The organism is Kluyvera georgiana (assembly GCF_050990895.1).
Classification (GTDB): Bacteria; Pseudomonadota; Gammaproteobacteria; order Enterobacterales; family Enterobacteriaceae; genus Kluyvera; species Kluyvera georgiana.
The window spans coordinates 1377115-1394634 of the sequence record NZ_CP158865.1 but is presented as its reverse complement, the minus strand read 5'-3'; the positions used below and the strand labels follow the sequence as shown (position 1 = coordinate 1394634).

Genomic DNA, 17520 nt, shown 5'->3' with positions numbered 1-17520 from the left:
GGCAAAATTCGCTAACGGCATCTAATCGCTGAAAAAGCAGACAAACGCGCCTGTTTACGCGCCTGCTCGCAAACAGGAGTTATGCATGTCACGTTTTCCACTAAAACGATGCTATAACATGAACCTGTAATTCCCACACAGCAACTCAGGAAATAGTATGCTCAAGGAACGAATGACGCCGGAGGAAATCGCCCACCTGACAGGCTATAGCCGCCAGACCATTAACAAGTGGGTGCGTAAAGAAGGCTGGAAGACCTCTCCTCGCCCCGGCGTTCAGGGGGGGAAAGCCAGAGTCGTCCACGTCAACGATGAAGTCGTGGAGTTTATCCACAGCGCGCAGCGCGCTTCAGAGCCCCCTGCTCCCTATATTTCCGATAACCCCTTCCATACGCTGCTGCTGACGCTGGTTGATGAAATGACCGAAACAGAGCAAAAGCAGTTGACCTCGCTGCTACTCCGGGAAGGAATTAGCGGTTTATTGCAACGTTTAGGAATCCGTGGTTAAACGCGAGAGATGAAAACACTTCCTGCCAAAATGTCGACCGAAGAGCTCGCCGAGCGCTTAGGGATAACCCGACAAACCGTTAACCGCTGGATTCGCGAGCAAGGCTGGCACACAGAACCCATGCCGGGTATTAAAGGGGGTCGCGCACGCCTGATTTTTATCACGCCCGAGGTGCTGGATTACCTCGCCAATACCCCGGCGCTGCGAAGCCTGACCACGCAAAGCCAGCTCGAGGAACCTTCCCGCAGCTACGGCACAAATGAGTCAGAGGTCGTGTGGCGGCAGATTACCGACGTCCTGCAGAACATGACGCCGCTGGAACAGCAGCGCCTGCACCACTTGCTGGCGCGTGAAGGTATTTGCGGATTTCTTTCCCGGCTAGGGCTGAGCCACGACGAGACGTAAAAAAAGCGGGTTTCCCCGCTTTTTTCTTGCCCAAAGGCGAATTACTGCTGGCTTTCACGCTCGGCGATAAAGCCCAGCGCCTTGTTGATGCGCTCAATACTGCGGGATTTACCAATCGCGTGCACGGTAACGTCCAGCGCAGGCGACTGCCCTGCCCCGGTCACCGCAACGCGCAGCGGCATCCCCACTTTCCCCATGCCCACTTCCAGCTCATCGGCAGTTGCCTGAATCGCGTGGTGAACGTTTTCCGCCGTCCACTCGGTGATGGCGGCAATTTTATCGCGCACCACTTCCAGCGGCTGACGCGCAACCGGACGCAGGTGTTTCTTCGCCGCATCAGCGTCGAACTCGGCAAAATCTTCGTAGAAGTAGCGGCAGCTTTGCGCCATCTCTTTCAGGGTTTTGCAGCGCTCGCCCAGCAGTTTCACCAGCTCGCACAGCTGCGGCCCAACGCGGGTGTCGATATTTTCCTGCTCAATGTGCCACTGCAGGTGCGTCGCCACGTATTCCGGCGCCAGCGTGTTGATGTAGTGATGATTCAGCCACAGCAGTTTATCAGTATTGAACGCGCTGGCAGATTTGCTGACCGCATTCAAAGAGAAGAACTCGATCATCTCTTCACGGGTGAAGATCTCCTGATCGCCGTGGGACCAGCCCAGACGCACCAGGTAGTTCAGCAGCGCTTCCGGCAGATAGCCGTCGTCACGATACTGCATCACGCTGACCGCGCCGTGACGCTTGGACAGCTTTTTGCCGTCGTCGCCGTTGATCATCGACACGTGGGCGTAAACCGGCACCGGCGCATTCAGCGCTTTCAGGATGTTGATCTGACGCGGCGTGTTGTTGATATGGTCTTCACCGCGGATCACGTGGGTAATTTCCATATCCCAGTCATCGACCACCACGCAGAAGTTGTAGGTCGGGGAACCGTCGGTGCGACGGATGATCAGATCGTCCAGCTCCTGGTTGCTGAATTCGATCGGACCACGGATCTGGTCGTCAAAAATAACGGAACCGTCCTGCGGGTTAGCAAAACGTACCACGCATGGCTCATCGGCAGCGTGATGTTCGTGACCATGGCGGCAACGGCCGTCGTAACGCGGTTTTTCACCGTTGGCCATCTGCTCTTCGCGCAGCGCATCCAGACGCTCTTTGGAGCAATAACATTTATACGCCGTGCCCGCTTCCAGCATTTCATCAATCACCGCGTTGTAGCGATCGAAACGCTTGGTCTGATAGTACGGACCTTCATCCCACTCCAGATTCAGCCAGTTCATTCCATCCATGATGGCTTCAATGGCTTCTGGCGTTGAGCGCTCAAGATCGGTGTCTTCAATACGCAGCACAAACTCACCGTCGTGGTTACGTGCAAAAAGCCAGGAATAAAGAGCAGTACGAGCGCCGCCGACGTGCAGATAGCCAGTCGGGCTAGGCGCGAAGCGAGTTTTGATTTTCATGAAATGGCCTTACGTTTATAAAGATGCCGACAACCGGCAAATCCCGGAAATACAAGTGGGCAATATTCTAGCACTCCCACTCGGTTGTTCCCACCGCAAGCGCATGCTTTGCTGATTTTGCATATAATTCATACAACATAGCGCGTTTTGCGATCGCTTTGTTTATTTTTACGACGAACGAACAAATTCTTTAGAAAAGGCGTTGACTCATTTTCAACTCTCCCTATAATGCGACTCCACACAGCGGGGGTGATTAGCTCAGCTGGGAGAGCACCTCCCTTACAAGGAGGGGGTCGGCGGTTCGATCCCGTCATCACCCACCAACTACTTTATGTAGTCTCCGCCGTGTAGAGTAAGAAATTGAGAAGTGGGTGATTAGCTCAGCTGGGAGAGCACCTCCCTTACAAGGAGGGGGTCGGCGGTTCGATCCCGTCATCACCCACCACTTTCTCGCCAGCTGGATTTCTTACAACAAAATGAAGTACCGAAGTGGGTGATTAGCTCAGCTGGGAGAGCACCTCCCTTACAAGGAGGGGGTCGGCGGTTCGATCCCGTCATCACCCACCACTTCGGGTCGTTAGCTCAGTTGGTAGAGCAGTTGACTTTTAATCAATTGGTCGCAGGTTCGAATCCTGCACGACCCACCAATGTAAAAAAGCGCCCTAAAGGCGCTTTTTTGCTATCTGCGATCTGAATGATTCGAACCTGCGGCAGGTTCGGTGTCGAACGCAGTGAGACAACGGAGCCGTTTACGGCGACGGCCCGAAGGGCGAGCGAAGCGAGTCATCCTGCACGACCCACCAATGTAAAAAGGCGCCTTTTTGCTATCTGCAATCTGGACGATTCGCCCCCGCCCTCAGCCATTCAAGTCCAGCCGCATTCTGCCGATACTCCTTATATTTACCCGTATAAGGCGTACACAATGACCGTTATCAGCTCTACCTCTATTCCAGCCCTGAAAACCACCACCAGCACCGCCGCGCCGAGCGGTAACGATACGGCATCGCAAATGGCGCGCATTACCCAACAAATTGTCAAACTGACCCAACAGCTGAAAGAAATCGCTGATGGCAGCGGCAGCGCGGAGGAAAAACAGAAACAGGCCGAAATGATTCAGGAGCAAATTACCATGCTGGAAGCTCAGCTGGCCCAGCTGCAGAACCAACAAGCGGAAAAAGCACAGGAAAAACAAGAAGCCTCTGTGACTGCTATCGCCAATGTCAACAAGCCCAGCGACGAGCACCAGATCGACATCTACGTCTGATACAGCGGCTCCTGCTGGCGTTCATCCGTCAGGCGCTGGCTCTGTTCGCGTACCACATCCCACAGCGCCTGCGCGGCGGTGGAAAGCGAACGGTTTTTCCGCCGCACCAGCATTAACTGGCGCTCAACGCCCGGCACCAGCCTTTTGACCACCAGCGGGCTGCCCTCCGGAAGCGGCAATGCCAGCGCCGGAATAATGCTAATCCCAATGCCTGCCGTCACCATCGGAAACAACGTCGCCGGGTGACCAATCTCCTGCACGATATCCGCCTCAATATCGTGCAGGCGCAGCGCCGCATCAATCAGCATTCGGCTTCCTGATGCGTAGTCCTGAAGCACCAGCTTTGCCGCTTGTAGCGCCTGCCAGCTGACGTACGGCAAATCCGCAAATGAATGATCGCGTCGACACAGAAGGAAAAAAGGCTCCGACAGTACCGTTTCGCACTGCAAATCCCCGACCACGCCAGGATCGATAACGATGCCAAAATCCACGTCCCCCTGACGAATACTTTCCAGCACCCACTGTTGAGGACGGTCGTGCAGCACAAAGCGAATCTCGGGATAGCGCAGATTGCTCTCGGCAATACACTGCGGAATAAGGTGTGCGGATATGGTCTGACTTGCCGCCACCCGCACTGTCCCACTGAGCTGTTGACCAATCCGCCCTGCTTCACGCAGCGTGCTGTGCAGCTCATCCAGCTGGCGCTCAAGCCGCTGCGCCAGCTGCTGCCCGGCTTCGGTCAGCACCACCTCACGCGTGGTGCGGTCGATCAAACGCACGCCGGTCTGATGTTCCAGCTCCTTAACGCTATGGCTGACCGCTGACTGGCTGAGGCCAATGATCTCCCCGGCTCGGCTGAAGCTTTTGGCTCGGGCAACCGTGACAAACACCTTTAACTGACGCAGCGAGTAATTCATCTGTTTTTTTCATCAATGGATGCAATAAATCAATTTTATTTCTCAAAAATAAAAAAGCAAAATGTCTGCATCGATCTTCAGGAGTCTTTATGAAACTTTTTCGCGTTTTAGACCCGTTTACGCTAACGCTTATCGCCGTCGTCCTGCTCGCCACCTTCTTCCCGGCGCGCGGCGATTTTGTGCCGTTTTTCGAAAACCTGACTACCGCCGCCATCGCGCTACTGTTCTTTATGCACGGCGCCAAATTGTCGCGTGAGTCGATTATCGCCGGCGGCAGCCACTGGCGTCTGCATCTGTGGGTGATGTGCAGCACTTTTGTGGTGTTCCCGGTGCTGGGCGTGCTGTTTGCCTGGTGGGCGCCCATTAACGTCGACCCGCAGCTCTATGCCGGTTTCCTGTATCTGTGCATTCTGCCTGCCACCGTGCAGTCGGCAATCGCCTTTACCTCGCTGGCTGGCGGTAACGTCGCGGCTGCGGTATGTTCAGCTTCGGCCTCCAGCCTGCTGGGGATCTTCCTTTCCCCGCTGTTGGTTGGCCTGGTGATGAACGTCCACGGCGCGGGCGGCAGCCTGGAGCAGGTCGGCAAAATCATGCTGCAACTGCTGCTGCCGTTTGTCCTCGGCCACCTGTCACGTCCGTGGACCGCCGCCTTCGTGACAAAACATAAGAAATGGATCGCCAAAACCGACCAGACCTCCATTTTGCTGGTGGTCTACTCGGCTTTCAGCGAAGCGGTCGTGAACGGTATCTGGCATAAAGTGGGCGTGGGTTCACTGCTGTTTATTGTGGTCGTGAGCATCGTGCTGCTGGCGCTGGTGATCCTGATTAACACCGTGGTCGCCCGGCGGATGGGCTTCAATAAAGCGGATGAAATTACGATTGTCTTCTGCGGTTCGAAAAAGAGTCTGGCCAACGGTATCCCGATGGCCAATATTCTCTTCCCGACGTCGGTGCTGGGAATGATGGTGCTGCCGCTGATGATCTTCCACCAGATTCAGCTGATGACCTGTGCGGTGCTGGCGCGCCGCTATAAAGCGCAGACGGAAAAACTGCAGGCCAAAGAGCAGGCCCGCGTCTAAGGTTAGCGCTTGAGGGGTTGTACCAGTTGGCTCAACCCCTCGGTTTTAATCAACAGCGTGAGCTGCATCAGTTCACCAAGATGGCCCGCCGGAAACTGATCCTTACGGGCGAACCACAGCAGATACTCTTCCGGAACGTCGATTAAACGTCGGCCTTTATACTTGCCAAATGGCATCTCGGTATTAGCAATCTCAATCAGCTGCGCTTTATCCACCTTAGACTCCCAGCAGCCGCAGCATTTCGGCTTCATCAATCACCGCAATACCCAGTTCCTGCGCTTTGACAAGCTTAGAACCCGCCGCTTCACCGGCAATCACCAGATCGGTTTTCTTCGACACGCTGCCCGCGACTTTAGCCCCGAGTTCCACCAGCCGCGCTTTGGCATCATCACGGGACATCTGGCTCAGGCTGCCGGTCAGCACCACCGTTTTTCCCGCAAACGGGCTGTCGATCTCTTCGGCGTTGACCACCACCGGAGCGGGCCAGCTGACGCCTTCTTTCAACAGTTGCTGAATCACTTCGCGATTGCTGGCTTCGGCAAAAAAGTTAAACACGTGGTTGGCCACCACGACGCCAACATCCGGCACCTTCTGCAGCTCTTCAATGGATGCGGCTTCCAGCGCCTCAAGGGTGCCAAAGTAGCCTGCCAGCCCGGCGGCCGTCGCTTCACCCACTTCGCGAATGCCTAAACCATAGAGAAAACGGGCGAAGGTTGTTTGTTTGGCTTTTTCCAGCGCGTTAACCACGTTCTGCGCCGATTTTGGCCCCATGCGGTCCAGCCCGGTAAGCTTACCGGCCGTCAGCGTGAACAGGTCTGCCGGCGTATGGACATACTCCTTCTCCACCAGCTGATCGATGATTTTATCGCCCATGCCGTCAACGTCGAGCGCGCGTCGGGAGACGAAATGCTTGAGCGCCTCTTTCCGCTGCGCACCGCAGATCAGACCGCCGGTACAGCGGGCCACCGCTTCCCCTTCAACGCGTTCAACGTCGGAATTACAGACCGGGCAATGGGTCGGGAAAACAATCTCCTGCGTTTCGGCAGGACGTTCAGAAAGCACCACGTTAACGACCTGCGGGATAACGTCACCGGCACGACGAATCACCACTTTATCGCCAATGCGCAGCCCCAGACGCTCAATTTCATCGGCGTTATGCAGCGTTGCGTTGCTGACCAGCACGCCCGCCACCTGAACCGGTTCAAGACGCGCCACTGGGGTAATGGCCCCGGTACGACCCACCTGGAATTCGACGTCGCGCACGAAGGTCATCTGTTCCTGAGCCGGGAACTTAAACGCCACCGCCCAACGCGGCGCACGGGCGACAAAGCCAAGCTGTTCCTGCAGCGCGAGCGAGTTGACCTTAATCACCACGCCATCAATATCAAAACCCAGCGTCGGACGATCTTCTGCAACCTTATGATAGTAAGCGAGTACTTCCTCCGGCGAGTCGCACAGCGTAACGCGGTCGCTGACCGGCAGGCCCCACGCTTTAAACTGCAGCAAACGCCCCAGATGAGTATCCGGCAGCACGCCGCCTTCCAGTACGCCCACACCGTAGCAGAAGAACGTCAGCGGTCGCTTCGCCGTGATGCGCGGGTCCAGCTGGCGCAACGAACCGGCGGCAGCGTTGCGCGGGTTGGCGAACACTTTGCTACCGGTACGGCGCGCCTCTTCGTTAATTTTTTCAAACCCGGCCTGTGGCAGGAAGACTTCACCGCGCACTTCCAGACGCGCCGGGATATTGTCACCGTGCAGCTTCAGCGGAATGGCGCGGATAGTACGCACGTTGGCGGTAATATCCTCACCGGTGGTGCCGTCGCCGCGCGTCGCCGCGCTGACCAGCACGCCATTTTCATAAAGAATGCTCACCGCCAGGCCATCAAGCTTCAGCTCACAGCACCAGGTCAGCTTATCGCTGCTGTTCAGGCGGTCCTGAACGCGCTTGTTGAACGCCAGGAAGCTCTCTTCGTCAAAAACGTTATCCAGCGACAGCATCGGCACTTCGTGGCGAATCTGGCTAAAGGCCGCCAGCGGCCCTGCACCGACGCGCTGAGTCGGTGAGTCAGCGGTAACTAACTCGGGGTGCTGCGCCTCCAGCTCGCGCAGCTCGCGCATCAGGCGGTCATACTCGGCGTCGGGCAGTTCCGGCGCATCAAGCACGTGATACAGGTATTCATGATGGCGAAGCGTCGCTCGCAGTTCATTCAGTCGTTGTTCTATTGGTTGCATATCACACCATCAATGATAAAAAACCCCCGACAGGCGGGGGTTCAGGAAGGATTGAAAAAACACGAACCTTATCAGGCGTTGGCGTCTTTCACTTCGCGAATACGATCCTGATACTCGCGCAGCTTTTGCGGGGTCATCATCCGACGTTGATCGTCGAGCACCACGCCGCCCACTTCGTCGGCAATGTACTGCGCCGACTGGAGCATTAGCTTGAAGTTCTGCAATTCGTCGCCGTAGCCCGGCACCTGCATGAAGATGGTCACACCAGGCGTCTGCATATCACTCATGTTATCCGGGTCAAAGGTACCCGGTTTGAGCATGTTTGCCAGGCTAAACAGCGCGGGGCCGCTTCCGTCCGGGCTGAGGTGACGATGGAAGATATTCATGTCGCCAAACTTAAATCCGGCCTGTTGAATGCTGTTGAGCAGCAATTCACCGTTAATTTGTGAGCCCTGGTGAGCGGAAACGTTCATCACAATCACCGTCTCTTTACGCTCTGTTTTGGCCGGCTGAGCAGGTTCCGGCGCGGGCTGAGCGACCGGCTCAGGCTGCTGTACCGGCTGCGGCGCTGGCGCTTCTACTGGCTGAGCGGGCTGTGGCGCAACGGGCTGTTGAGCGACCTGTTGCGGCTGCTGTACCGGCGCGTGCGGCGGCTGTTCGACTACCGGTGGGCGCACAGGTTGTTGCTGCTGAACAGGCTGCGGCGGTGGAACCGGCGCGTGCTGAGCAGGCTGATGAGGCTGTTGCACGGGCGGCTGCGGTACCGGTTCCTGCACGCGCGCAGGCTGAGGCGCCTGACGCTCGTAAGGCGGCTGGTACTGGTGTTGGGGCGCGTGACGAGGTGCTTCATGCTCCCCGGCAACCCCAGGGGCGTGATTGACCTTGTGGACACGAACTTCACCCACGCCTTCAACATTGTCATCAAAGTCGTCTTCCGACTCATCGTCGGCGTCACGAGACTTCATACGCTTGATTGGGCGATCGCGGAACATCGAGGAACGCTCTTTACGGCTCGTCCAGAAACCATGAACCAGTAAAGCGAGTATGGCGATCGCGCCAACAATGATTAATATCAGACGCAAATCCTGCATCATTATATTCTCTGTTGTTCTAACACCTTGCCACCACGGCAAACATTTACTCACTAAGAGTATTTGCCCATCACGTCAAGTGCAAGTGTACACATGACATTCACCGCATAAAGATGAATTAAATCGTACTTTTTGCTTGTTTTTCGAACATTTCTTAACTGGTCATTGTCCAACAACTCGCTAATATAGTGTCGTCTTTTAATGTAGTCAGACAAAGGAGCTTCATCTGACCATGGTTTCATCGTCCACCCCTGCCGCGCGTAGCGGCGTTTACTATTTCTCTCAGGGCTGGAAACTGATCGGCTTGCCGGGCATTCGCCGATTCGTCATCTTACCGCTGTTGGTCAATATTGTGCTGATGGGCGGCGCCTTCTGGTGGCTGTTCAGCAAGCTGGAAAGCTGGATCCCCTCGCTGATGGGGCGTATTCCCGACTGGCTGCAGTGGCTTAGCTATCTGCTTTGGCCGGTTATCGTGATTTCGATTTTGCTGGTCTTCGGCTACTTCTTTTCTACGATCGCCAACTGGATAGCCGCACCGTTTAATGGCCTGCTGGCCGAGCAGCTAGAAGCGCGCTTAACCGGCGCAACCCCGCCAGACACCGGTATTGTCGGTATTATGAAAGACCTGCCGCGCATTATGAAACGTGAATGGCAAAAGCTGGCGTGGTATCTGCCGCGCGCCGTTGTGCTGCTATTGCTCTATTTCATTCCGGGCATTGGTCAGACGGTCGCACCGGTGCTGTGGTTTTTGTTCAGCGCATGGATGCTGGCGATTCAGTACTGTGACTACCCGTTCGATAACCATAAGGTGCCGTTTAAAACCATGCGAGAAGCGCTGCGCACGCGTAAGGTCACCAACATGCAGTTTGGCGCGCTGACCAGCCTGTTCACCTTAATTCCGGTGCTTAATCTGGTGATCATCCCGGTGGCCATCTGCGGCGCGACGGCAATGTGGGTTGACTGCTATCGTGATAAACACGCGATGTGGAAGTAAGTACCTGCTGTTTCAGGCAGTTGCTCAGGTGGCCGGCATCGTAAAAGTGACGCCCCGACACAGCCAATCACCCACGTTATGTGCAAGCCCTATCCAGAGGGATAGGGCTTATACCTTGTCTTATTCCATCCTGCTTGCCATTATTTCCCTTCAGTATATAGATATGCGAAATCCTTACTTCCGCAGAATCTTTAAGCAGGTATGCTGGTCCAGTACCCCAAATTTCATACAGTTAAGGACAGGCCATGAGTAAGATTTTTGAAGACAACTCCCTGACTATCGGTCATACGCCGCTGGTACGACTGAACCGCATCGGTAACGGGCGCATCCTGGCGAAGGTTGAATCACGTAACCCGAGCTTTAGTGTCAAATGCCGTATCGGTGCCAATATGATTTGGGATGCCGAAAAACGTGGCGTGCTGAAACCGGGCGTAGAACTGGTTGAACCAACCAGCGGCAACACCGGTATCGCTCTGTCCTACGTCGCCGCGGCCCGCGGTTACAAGCTGACGCTGACCATGCCGGAAACCATGAGTATCGAACGCCGTAAGCTGCTGAAAGCGCTGGGCGCGAACCTGGTACTGACGGAAGGCGCGAAAGGCATGAAGGGCGCGATTCAAAAAGCGGAAGAAATCGTCGCCAGTAATCCAGAAAAATATTTGCTGCTGCAGCAGTTCAGCAACCCGGCTAACCCGGAAATTCACGAAAAAACCACCGGCCCGGAAATCTGGGAAGATACCGATGGCCAGGTTGACGTCTTCATTGCTGGCGTAGGCACCGGCGGCACCCTGACCGGCGTGACGCGCTATATTAAAGGCACAAAAGGCAAAACGGATCTTATCTCCGTTGCCGTTGAGCCAACCGACTCGCCGGTTATCACCCAGGCGCTGGCCGGTGAAGAGCTGAAGCCGGGCCCACATAAGATCCAGGGGATCGGCGCAGGCTTCATTCCGGGTAACCTCGATCTGAAGCTGATCGACAAAGTGGTTACGATTACCAACGAAGAAGCCATTTCCACGGCGCGTCGCCTGATGGAAGAAGAAGGTATTCTGGCGGGGATCTCTTCCGGTGCAGCGGTTGCCGCAGCGCTGAAATTACAGGAAGACGAAACCTTTACCAATAAGAATATTGTGGTTATCCTACCGTCTTCGGGTGAACGCTATTTGAGCACGGCGCTGTTCGCAGATCTCTTCACTGAGAAAGAACTGCAACAGTAATGCCAGCGCGTTAAATTTGTGTAAAAAAGCACCCTTTCGGGTGCTTTTTTGTGGTGCACGTCAAACTTTTACCCCCCCTGGCATTGCTTCACCTCCGTAGGTCTGGTATTTAACCATCATATTTATTTTGAGCCGCGAAATTATTCATTACAGGTTTTCCTGTGCTGAATCGATTTTATGATTTGGTTCAAATCCTGCTTTCGCGGCATAATGTTTAATGATAAGCGAAACGTCAAAGGCCAGAAGCGTCTGCGTCGGAAGGTTTGTCGCCGATGGTAGTGCTGATTTGTGAACGTCGCTTGAATTGAGTAATACAGGCTAAAGTGTAGCCACCAGGCTAGACTTTAGTTCCACAACACTAAACCTATAAGTTGGGGAAATATAATGTTCCAGCAAGAAGTTACCATTACCGCTCCGAACGGTCTGCATACCCGCCCTGCTGCTCAGTTTGTTAAAGAAGCAAAAGGCTTCACTTCTGAAATCACTGTGACTTCCAACGGCAAAAGCGCTAGCGCGAAAAGCCTGTTCAAGCTGCAAACTCTGGGTCTGACTCAGGGTACCGTTGTCACCCTGTCCGCAGAAGGTGAAGACGAGCAGAAAGCAGTTGAGCATCTGGTTAAACTGATGGCTGAACTCGAGTAAGTTCAACGAGTTCTTTTAAATATCAGTCACAAGTAAGGTAGGGTTATGATTTCAGGCATTTTAGCATCCCCGGGTATCGCTTTCGGTAAAGCATTGCTGCTGAAAGAAGATGAAATTGTCATCGACCGGAAGAAAATTTCTGCCGATAAGGTTGAGCAGGAAGTTGAACGTTTTCTGAGCGGTCGCGCCAAAGCGTCCGCGCAGCTCGAAGCTATCAAAACTAAAGCTGGCGAAACTTTCGGTGAAGAAAAAGAAGCCATCTTCGAAGGGCATATCATGCTGCTCGAAGATGAGGAGCTGGAGCAGGAAATCATAGCCCTGATTAAAGATAAGAACATGACGGCTGATGCAGCTGCGCATGAAGTTATCGAAGGTCAGGCGACTGCCCTGGAAGAACTGGATGATGAATACCTGAAAGAACGTGCGGCTGACGTACGTGATATCGGTAAGCGCCTGCTGCGCAACATCCTGGGTCTGGCGATTATTGACCTGAGCGCGATTCAGGACGAAGTTATCCTGGTTGCCTCTGACCTGACGCCGTCAGAAACCGCACAGCTGAACCTGAAGAAGGTGCTGGGTTTCATCACTGACGTCGGTGGCCGTACTTCCCACACTTCTATCATGGCGCGTTCCCTGGAACTGCCGGCGATCGTGGGTACCGGTAGCGTCACCACTCAGGTGAAAAATGGCGACTATCTGATTCTGGATGCCGTAAACAACGTGGTTTACGTCAACCCAACGAACGAAGAAATTGACAAGCTTCGTGCCGTTCAGGAGCAGGTTGCTTCTGAGAAAGCCGAACTGGCAAAACTGAAAGATCTGCCGGCAATCACTCTTGATGGCCACCAGGTTGAAGTTTGTGCCAACATCGGTACCGTGCGTGACATCGACGGCGCTGAGCGTAATGGCGCAGAAGGTGTTGGCCTGTACCGTACCGAATTCCTGTTCATGGACCGTGACGCGCTGCCAACTGAGGAAGAGCAGTTTGCTGCGTACAAAGCCGTTGCTGAAGCCTGTGGCTCTCAGGCGGTCATCGTTCGTACCATGGACATCGGCGGCGATAAAGAACTGCCGTACATGAACTTCCCGAAAGAAGAGAACCCGTTCCTGGGCTGGCGTGCCGTGCGTATCGCGATGGATCGTAAAGAGATCCTGCGCGACCAGGTGCGTGCTATCCTGCGTGCTTCCGCTTTCGGTAAGCTTCGCATCATGTTCCCGATGATCATCTCCGTTGAAGAAGTGCGCGCACTGAAGAAAGAGATCGAGATCTACAAACAGGAACTGCGTGACGAAGGTAAAGCATTTGACGAGTCAATCGAAATCGGCGTGATGGTGGAAACACCAGCAGCGGCGACCATTGCGCGTCATTTAGCCAAAGAAGTTGATTTCTTTAGTATCGGCACCAATGATTTAACGCAGTATACTCTGGCAGTTGACCGTGGTAATGATATGATTTCACATCTTTACCAGCCAATGTCACCGTCTGTCCTCACCTTGATCAAGCAAGTTATTGATGCTTCTCATGCTGAAGGCAAATGGACTGGCATGTGTGGTGAGCTTGCAGGCGACGAACGTGCTACACTTCTGTTGCTGGGGATGGGTCTGGACGAATTCTCTATGAGCGCCATTTCTATCCCGCGCATTAAGAAGATTATCCGTAACACGAACTTCGAAGATGCGAAGGTATTAGCAGAGCAAGCACTTGCGCAACCAACAACAGAAGAGTTACTGGCGTTGGTTAACAAGTTCATTGAAGAAAAAACAATCTGCTAATCCACGAGACGCGGCCCAAATTACTGCTTAGGAGAAGATCATGGGTTTGTTCGATAAACTGAAATCTCTGGTTTCTGATGATAAAAAAGACACCGGAACCATTGAGATCATTGCACCGCTCTCTGGTGAAATCGTCAACATCGAAGACGTACCGGATGTAGTGTTTGCTGAGAAAATCGTTGGTGATGGCATTGCTATCAAACCGACCGGCAACAAAATGGTTGCGCCGGTTGACGGCACCATCGGTAAAATCTTTGAAACCAACCACGCTTTCTCTATCGAATCCGATAGCGGCATCGAGCTGTTCGTTCACTTCGGTATTGATACCGTTGAACTGAAAGGCGAAGGTTTCAAACGTATCGCGGAAGAAGGCCAGCGTGTGAAAGTTGGCGACACGGTTATCGAGTTCGATCTGCCGCTGCTGGAAGAGAAAGCCAAGTCTACCCTGACTCCGGTTGTTATCTCCAACATGGACGAGATCAAAGAGCTGACCAAGCTTTCCGGTAGCGTTACCGTGGGTGAGACTCCGGTTATCCGCATTAAGAAGTAATTCTTAACCGCATATAAAAATGGCGCCGATTGGCGCCATTTTTTTTGCCTGTAGGCCTGATAAGCGCAGCGCCATCGGGCAATGTGCCGCACGATTGCCGGATGGCGGCGCAAGCGCCTTATCCGGCCTACTCATTACAACGGCGAGGTCACCGGGCGAAAGCACGGCTCGCGCATCAGGATTTTCATGCCCTCCGGGCCACTTTCCAGTATCCGACGTTCAGAATCGGACACCTGCAGTTCGCACTGATAACCTCCGGTGACGCCAAACATCGCACGCGCGACGCAAGCATCCTCCAGCGCATTTTGCCCGCATGTTTCAAAATGGCCCACCAGACGCCCATTATGGCGAATAACCAGACGGTAGCTCTTCATCGCGCCTCCCCTGTCGGCGGCAGAATTAATTCATCGCAGCCGCATTTCTGCGTCCAGCTCATCACCTCAAGCACCCGCTGTGCCGCATCATGCGCGGCATCAGACAGCGATTTTTTCTTCACGATGCCGCTAATCAGCTCAGCGCAGAACAGATCGCCAGTGCCTTTTAAATCTGTTTCCAGACGCGGGTGATCGATGATGGCCGTCGATTCCGTGGTCACCACCGCCACCGTAATATTCTCCATCGTCTGCCCGGGCGCACTGGTAATAACGACCCATTTAAGCGTATCAGACAACAGCGACTGTGCCGCCGCAATCGCCTCATTCAACGTGCCGCAGGGCTTACCGCTGAGCATTTCCAGTTCGAATACGTTCGGCGTTAACCCCTGCGCCAGCGGCAGCAGGTGCGTACGATAGGCTTCTGGAATTTCAGCCTTCACATACATACCGCTATCCACATCGCCAATCACCGGGTCGACCAGAATGCAGATATCCGGATGAGTGATCTTCACCATTTTCAGCCACTGCGCCAGCAGGGCAATCTGCTCAGCGCTGCCCATATAGCCGGTGGTCACGGCCTTCAGTTCGCGCAACGCGTCACGTTCATTCAGTGCGGTGAGATAACCGCCAAACCATTCGCCGGGAATAATTCCACCGTAGAAAGTCTCGTAATGCGGCGTGTTGCTGAACAGTACCGTTGGCACCGCGGTGACCCGCAGGCCATGCGCTTTGATGGCCGGGACGGCAATGCTGTTGCCGACGCTGCCGTAGACCACCAGAGACTGCACGGCAACGATATCCGTTTGCAGCGCGCGGTGCGTATCGTTGAAGAGCACCGACTGTATTTCACTATCCTGCCCCATCTCCTTCTCCTCATGACTCTGGACAGCGGGCGAGCGCCTCACTATTATCGTCATATGCTAAATTTCATTTTGTCATAGGTCAATAATGATCGACGGAAAAAGCGCCAACGAAATCTTTGACAGCATTCGTCAGCATATCACCAGCGGCCAACTGGCGAAGGGGGAAACGCTGCCGCCGGTCAGGGAACTGGCGGCCAGGTTGGGCGTAAACCGAAATACGGTGGCGTCTGCTTATAAACGGCTGGTGACCTCGGGGCTGGCGCTAAGCCTCGGACGCAACGGCACCGTTGTGAAAGAAACGCCTGCGCCAGCAGCACTGGAAGGTGGGAATCCGCATACGCCGCTCACCGACCTTTCCAGCGGTAACCCGGACACGACTCGTTTACCCGATCTGGCTCGCTATCTTACACACATCAGTCGTACTCCACGCCTTTACGGCGATGCGCCGGTATCTCCCGCGCTGTATGACTGGGCGCTAGCATGGATGCAGGATGCCATGCCCGCCGCTGGCGATATCGACCTGACCAACGGCGCGGTGGATGCCATTGAGCGCCTGCTCTGCGCACATTTGCTCCCCGGCGACAGCGTGGTCGTGGAAGACCCCTGTTTTCTCAGCAGCATTAGCATACTGCGCTACAGCGGCTTTAACGCCAGCCCGGTAGAGATTGATAGCGAAGGACTCGTGGCAGACAAGCTTGAACGGGCGCTCGCCAAAGGCGCTCGCGCGGTGATTTTGACACCACGCGCCCACAACCCCACAGGCTACAGCCTGAGCGCCGCTCGCGCCGCCGCTATCCAGCAGGTGCTGAGTCGCTACCCGCAGGTACTGGTTATTGTTGATGACCACTTTGCCCTGCTGTCGTCCACCGCATGGCATCCGGTGCTGACACCGCAAACCCAGCACTGGGCCGTGGTTCGCTCGATGTCCAAAACGCTAGGCCCGGACCTGCGGCTGGCTTTTGTCGCCAGCGACCCGACCACCTCGGCCAGGCTAAGACTACGGCTTAACGCCGGTAGCCAATGGGTCAGCCATCTGTTACAGGATCTGGTCTACGCCTGCCTGACGGACGAGGCTTATCAACACACGCTCATTCAATCCCGCCTGTTTTATGCCAGTCAGCAGCAAAGATTAGCTCAGGCGCTATGTCGACATGGCGTAAATGACGTGATCCAGGGGGACGGCCTGAACCTATGGCTACCGCTGGCAACCCCCAGTCAGAGTACGGCGTTTGCGCTGGCAAAAGCAGGCTGGCTGGTTCGCGAAGGCGAAGCGTTTGGCATCAACGCGCCCGCACACGGTCTGCGTATCACCCTTTCAACCCTTAACGACAACGACATCAACCGTCTGGCCGCCGATATTCATCATGCGCTTAGCCTCTAACCGGAGAACATCCATGCGCGTCCATTTTGTGCTTCACGAATCGTTTGAATCCGCAGGTGCTTACATTCCCTGGGCCGAGTCTCGCGGCCACGACGTAAGCTGGACTCACGTCTACCGGCATGAAAGTGTCCCCGACAACGCTGACGGCTTTGATATGTTGGTGGTTTTCGGCGGACCGCAGTCGCCACGAACGACGCTTGCTGAGTGCCCCTACTTTAACTCACAGGCCGAGCAGCATTTGATTCGTCAGGCGATAGACGCTGGACGCACCGTGGTCGGTATCTGTCTGGGTTCGCAGCTGATTGGCGAAGCGCTGGGCGCGCCCGTTTGCCAGAGCCCGGAAAAAGAGATTGGTCACTACCCGATTACCCTTACCGAGGCAGGTCGACAGCACTCGCTGTTCAGCCATTTTGGCTCACCACTCACCGTCGGCCACTGGCACAACGACATGCCAGGCTTAGCTGCTGGGGCGGTCATTCTGGCCGAAAGTGATGGTTGCCCACGTCAGATCGTACAATATGGCGATAAGGTGTACGGCTTCCAGTGCCATATGGAATTTACCGCCAAGGCGGTTGAAGGGCTGATTCAGCACTCTGAACAGGAGTTAGCGGAGGCCAAAGACAAGCCATTCATTCGCTCAGTGGATGAAATGCGTACCCATGATTATCATGAAATGAACCAGAAACTGTGGGAATTCCTTGATAAGCTGACCCAATCGTCCTCCAGTTCGTCTACGGCGCAGCTCCGCCTGGAACGCTCATATCTATAAGGAGAAT

General features: G+C 54.8%; 18 protein-coding genes, 4 tRNA genes and 1 other RNA gene. 16 read left to right on the top strand and 7 right to left on the bottom strand.

Annotation, left to right across the window (positions count from 1 at the left end; translation table 11 throughout):
• Nucleotides 1-157: 157 nt before the first annotated feature.
• Nucleotides 158-505: a YfeC-like transcriptional regulator gene (locus tag ABTW00_RS06670; RefSeq protein ID WP_064543724.1), complete on the top strand. Its 348-nt coding sequence runs from the start codon at nt 158-160 to the stop codon at nt 503-505.
• Between the two features lie 9 nt (nt 506-514).
• Nucleotides 515-910 carry a YfeC-like transcriptional regulator gene (locus tag ABTW00_RS06665; RefSeq protein ID WP_065355851.1) on the top strand — a complete coding sequence of 132 codons (396 nt, stop codon included), beginning with the start codon at nt 515-517 and terminating at the stop codon, nt 908-910.
• A 41-nt stretch (nt 911-951) separates the two neighbouring features.
• On the opposite strand, the gene gltX is transcribed toward ABTW00_RS06665, so the two are convergent.
• Nucleotides 952-2367 (bottom strand): glutamate--tRNA ligase, encoded by a 1416-nt coding sequence (gltX, locus tag ABTW00_RS06660; protein ID WP_065355852.1) that lies wholly within the window; start codon nt 2365-2367, stop codon nt 952-954.
• A gap of 247 nt (nt 2368-2614) precedes the next feature.
• Here gltX and ABTW00_RS06655 point away from each other — a divergent pair.
• The 6 genes from ABTW00_RS06655 (at nt 2615) to ABTW00_RS06630 (ending at nt 3631) form a co-directional block, all read left to right on the top strand.
• Nucleotides 2615-2690, top strand: a tRNA-Val gene (locus tag ABTW00_RS06655).
• 46 nt (nt 2691-2736) lie between these two features.
• A tRNA-Val gene (locus ABTW00_RS06650) sits at nt 2737-2812 on the top strand.
• A 46-nt stretch (nt 2813-2858) separates the two neighbouring features.
• A tRNA-Val gene (locus tag ABTW00_RS06645) sits at nt 2859-2934 on the top strand.
• A gap of 4 nt (nt 2935-2938) precedes the next feature.
• Nucleotides 2939-3014: transfer RNA gene (locus ABTW00_RS06640), tRNA-Lys, on the top strand.
• Nucleotides 3015-3043: 29 nt separating this feature from the next.
• A non-coding RNA gene (locus tag ABTW00_RS06635) (RtT sRNA) lies at nt 3044-3170 on the top strand.
• Between the two features lie 119 nt (nt 3171-3289).
• Nucleotides 3290-3631, top strand: coding sequence for a FlxA-like family protein (locus ABTW00_RS06630; RefSeq protein ID WP_064543719.1), 342 nt, complete (start codon nt 3290-3292; stop codon nt 3629-3631).
• Here the strand turns inward: ABTW00_RS06630 and ABTW00_RS06625 are convergent.
• Nucleotides 3622-4548 carry a LysR family transcriptional regulator gene (locus tag ABTW00_RS06625; protein WP_065355853.1) on the bottom strand — a complete coding sequence of 309 codons (927 nt, stop codon included), beginning with the start codon at nt 4546-4548 and terminating at the stop codon, nt 3622-3624. The genes ABTW00_RS06630 and ABTW00_RS06625 overlap by 10 nt on opposite strands.
• A gap of 89 nt (nt 4549-4637) precedes the next feature.
• Here ABTW00_RS06625 and ABTW00_RS06620 point away from each other — a divergent pair, with 89 nt between their 5' ends.
• Complete coding sequence (locus ABTW00_RS06620; RefSeq protein WP_064543715.1) at nt 4638-5627, top strand: bile acid:sodium symporter family protein; 990 nt, start codon at nt 4638-4640, stop codon at nt 5625-5627.
• A gap of 2 nt (nt 5628-5629) precedes the next feature.
• On the opposite strand, the gene ABTW00_RS06615 is transcribed toward ABTW00_RS06620, so the two are convergent.
• The 3 genes from ABTW00_RS06615 to zipA all read right to left on the bottom strand — a co-directional run bounded on the left by ABTW00_RS06615 (nt 5630) and on the right by zipA (nt 8953).
• On the bottom strand, nt 5630-5842 hold the full coding sequence (locus ABTW00_RS06615) for a DUF3820 family protein (protein WP_035896906.1): 213 nt from the start codon (nt 5840-5842) through the stop codon (nt 5630-5632).
• A gap of 1 nt (nt 5843) precedes the next feature.
• On the bottom strand, nt 5844-7859 hold the full coding sequence (gene ligA / locus ABTW00_RS06610) for an NAD-dependent DNA ligase LigA (protein WP_065355854.1): 2016 nt from the start codon (nt 7857-7859) through the stop codon (nt 5844-5846).
• A gap of 71 nt (nt 7860-7930) precedes the next feature.
• Entirely contained in the window at nt 7931-8953 is a 1023-nt protein-coding gene (gene zipA / locus ABTW00_RS06605; RefSeq protein ID WP_433639682.1) for a cell division protein ZipA, read from the bottom strand.
• Between the two features lie 229 nt (nt 8954-9182).
• Here zipA and cysZ point away from each other — a divergent pair, with 229 nt between their 5' ends.
• The 5 genes from cysZ (at nt 9183) to crr (ending at nt 14126) form a co-directional block, all read left to right on the top strand.
• Complete coding sequence (gene cysZ / locus ABTW00_RS06600) at nt 9183-9944, top strand: sulfate transporter CysZ (protein ID WP_065355855.1); 762 nt, start codon at nt 9183-9185, stop codon at nt 9942-9944.
• 245 nt (nt 9945-10189) lie between these two features.
• Nucleotides 10190-11161, top strand: a complete 972-nt coding sequence (gene cysK, locus ABTW00_RS06595; protein WP_433639679.1) for a cysteine synthase A — start codon at nt 10190-10192, stop codon at nt 11159-11161.
• Nucleotides 11162-11545: 384 nt separating this feature from the next.
• Complete coding sequence (gene ptsH / locus ABTW00_RS06590; protein ID WP_002913505.1) at nt 11546-11803, top strand: phosphocarrier protein Hpr; 258 nt, start codon at nt 11546-11548, stop codon at nt 11801-11803.
• 45 nt (nt 11804-11848) lie between these two features.
• Nucleotides 11849-13576, top strand: a complete 1728-nt coding sequence (gene ptsI, locus ABTW00_RS06585; RefSeq protein ID WP_433639677.1) for a phosphoenolpyruvate-protein phosphotransferase PtsI — start codon at nt 11849-11851, stop codon at nt 13574-13576.
• 40 nt (nt 13577-13616) lie between these two features.
• On the top strand, nt 13617-14126 hold the full coding sequence (gene crr, locus ABTW00_RS06580) for a PTS glucose transporter subunit IIA (RefSeq protein WP_065355860.1): 510 nt from the start codon (nt 13617-13619) through the stop codon (nt 14124-14126).
• Between the two features lie 134 nt (nt 14127-14260).
• On the opposite strand, the gene ABTW00_RS06575 is transcribed toward crr, so the two are convergent.
• A complete protein-coding gene (locus ABTW00_RS06575) occupies nt 14261-14500 on the bottom strand; it encodes a hypothetical protein (protein WP_064543694.1) in 240 nt (79 codons plus the stop codon).
• Nucleotides 14497-15363: a pyridoxine/pyridoxal/pyridoxamine kinase gene (pdxK, locus tag ABTW00_RS06570; RefSeq protein WP_065355861.1), complete on the bottom strand. Its 867-nt coding sequence runs from the start codon at nt 15361-15363 to the stop codon at nt 14497-14499. Before pdxK ends, ABTW00_RS06575 begins: the two co-directional genes overlap by 4 nt.
• Nucleotides 15364-15448: 85 nt before the next feature.
• On the opposite strand from pdxK, the gene ptsJ reads away from it, so the two are divergent.
• Together ptsJ and ABTW00_RS06560 are read left to right on the top strand one after the other, a co-directional pair.
• Nucleotides 15449-16744: a transcriptional regulator PtsJ gene (gene ptsJ / locus ABTW00_RS06565; RefSeq protein WP_433639673.1), complete on the top strand. Its 1296-nt coding sequence runs from the start codon at nt 15449-15451 to the stop codon at nt 16742-16744.
• Nucleotides 16745-16757: 13 nt separating this feature from the next.
• Nucleotides 16758-17513, top strand: coding sequence for a type 1 glutamine amidotransferase (locus ABTW00_RS06560; RefSeq protein WP_433639670.1), 756 nt, complete (start codon nt 16758-16760; stop codon nt 17511-17513).
• Nucleotides 17514-17520: the final 7 nt, after the last annotated feature.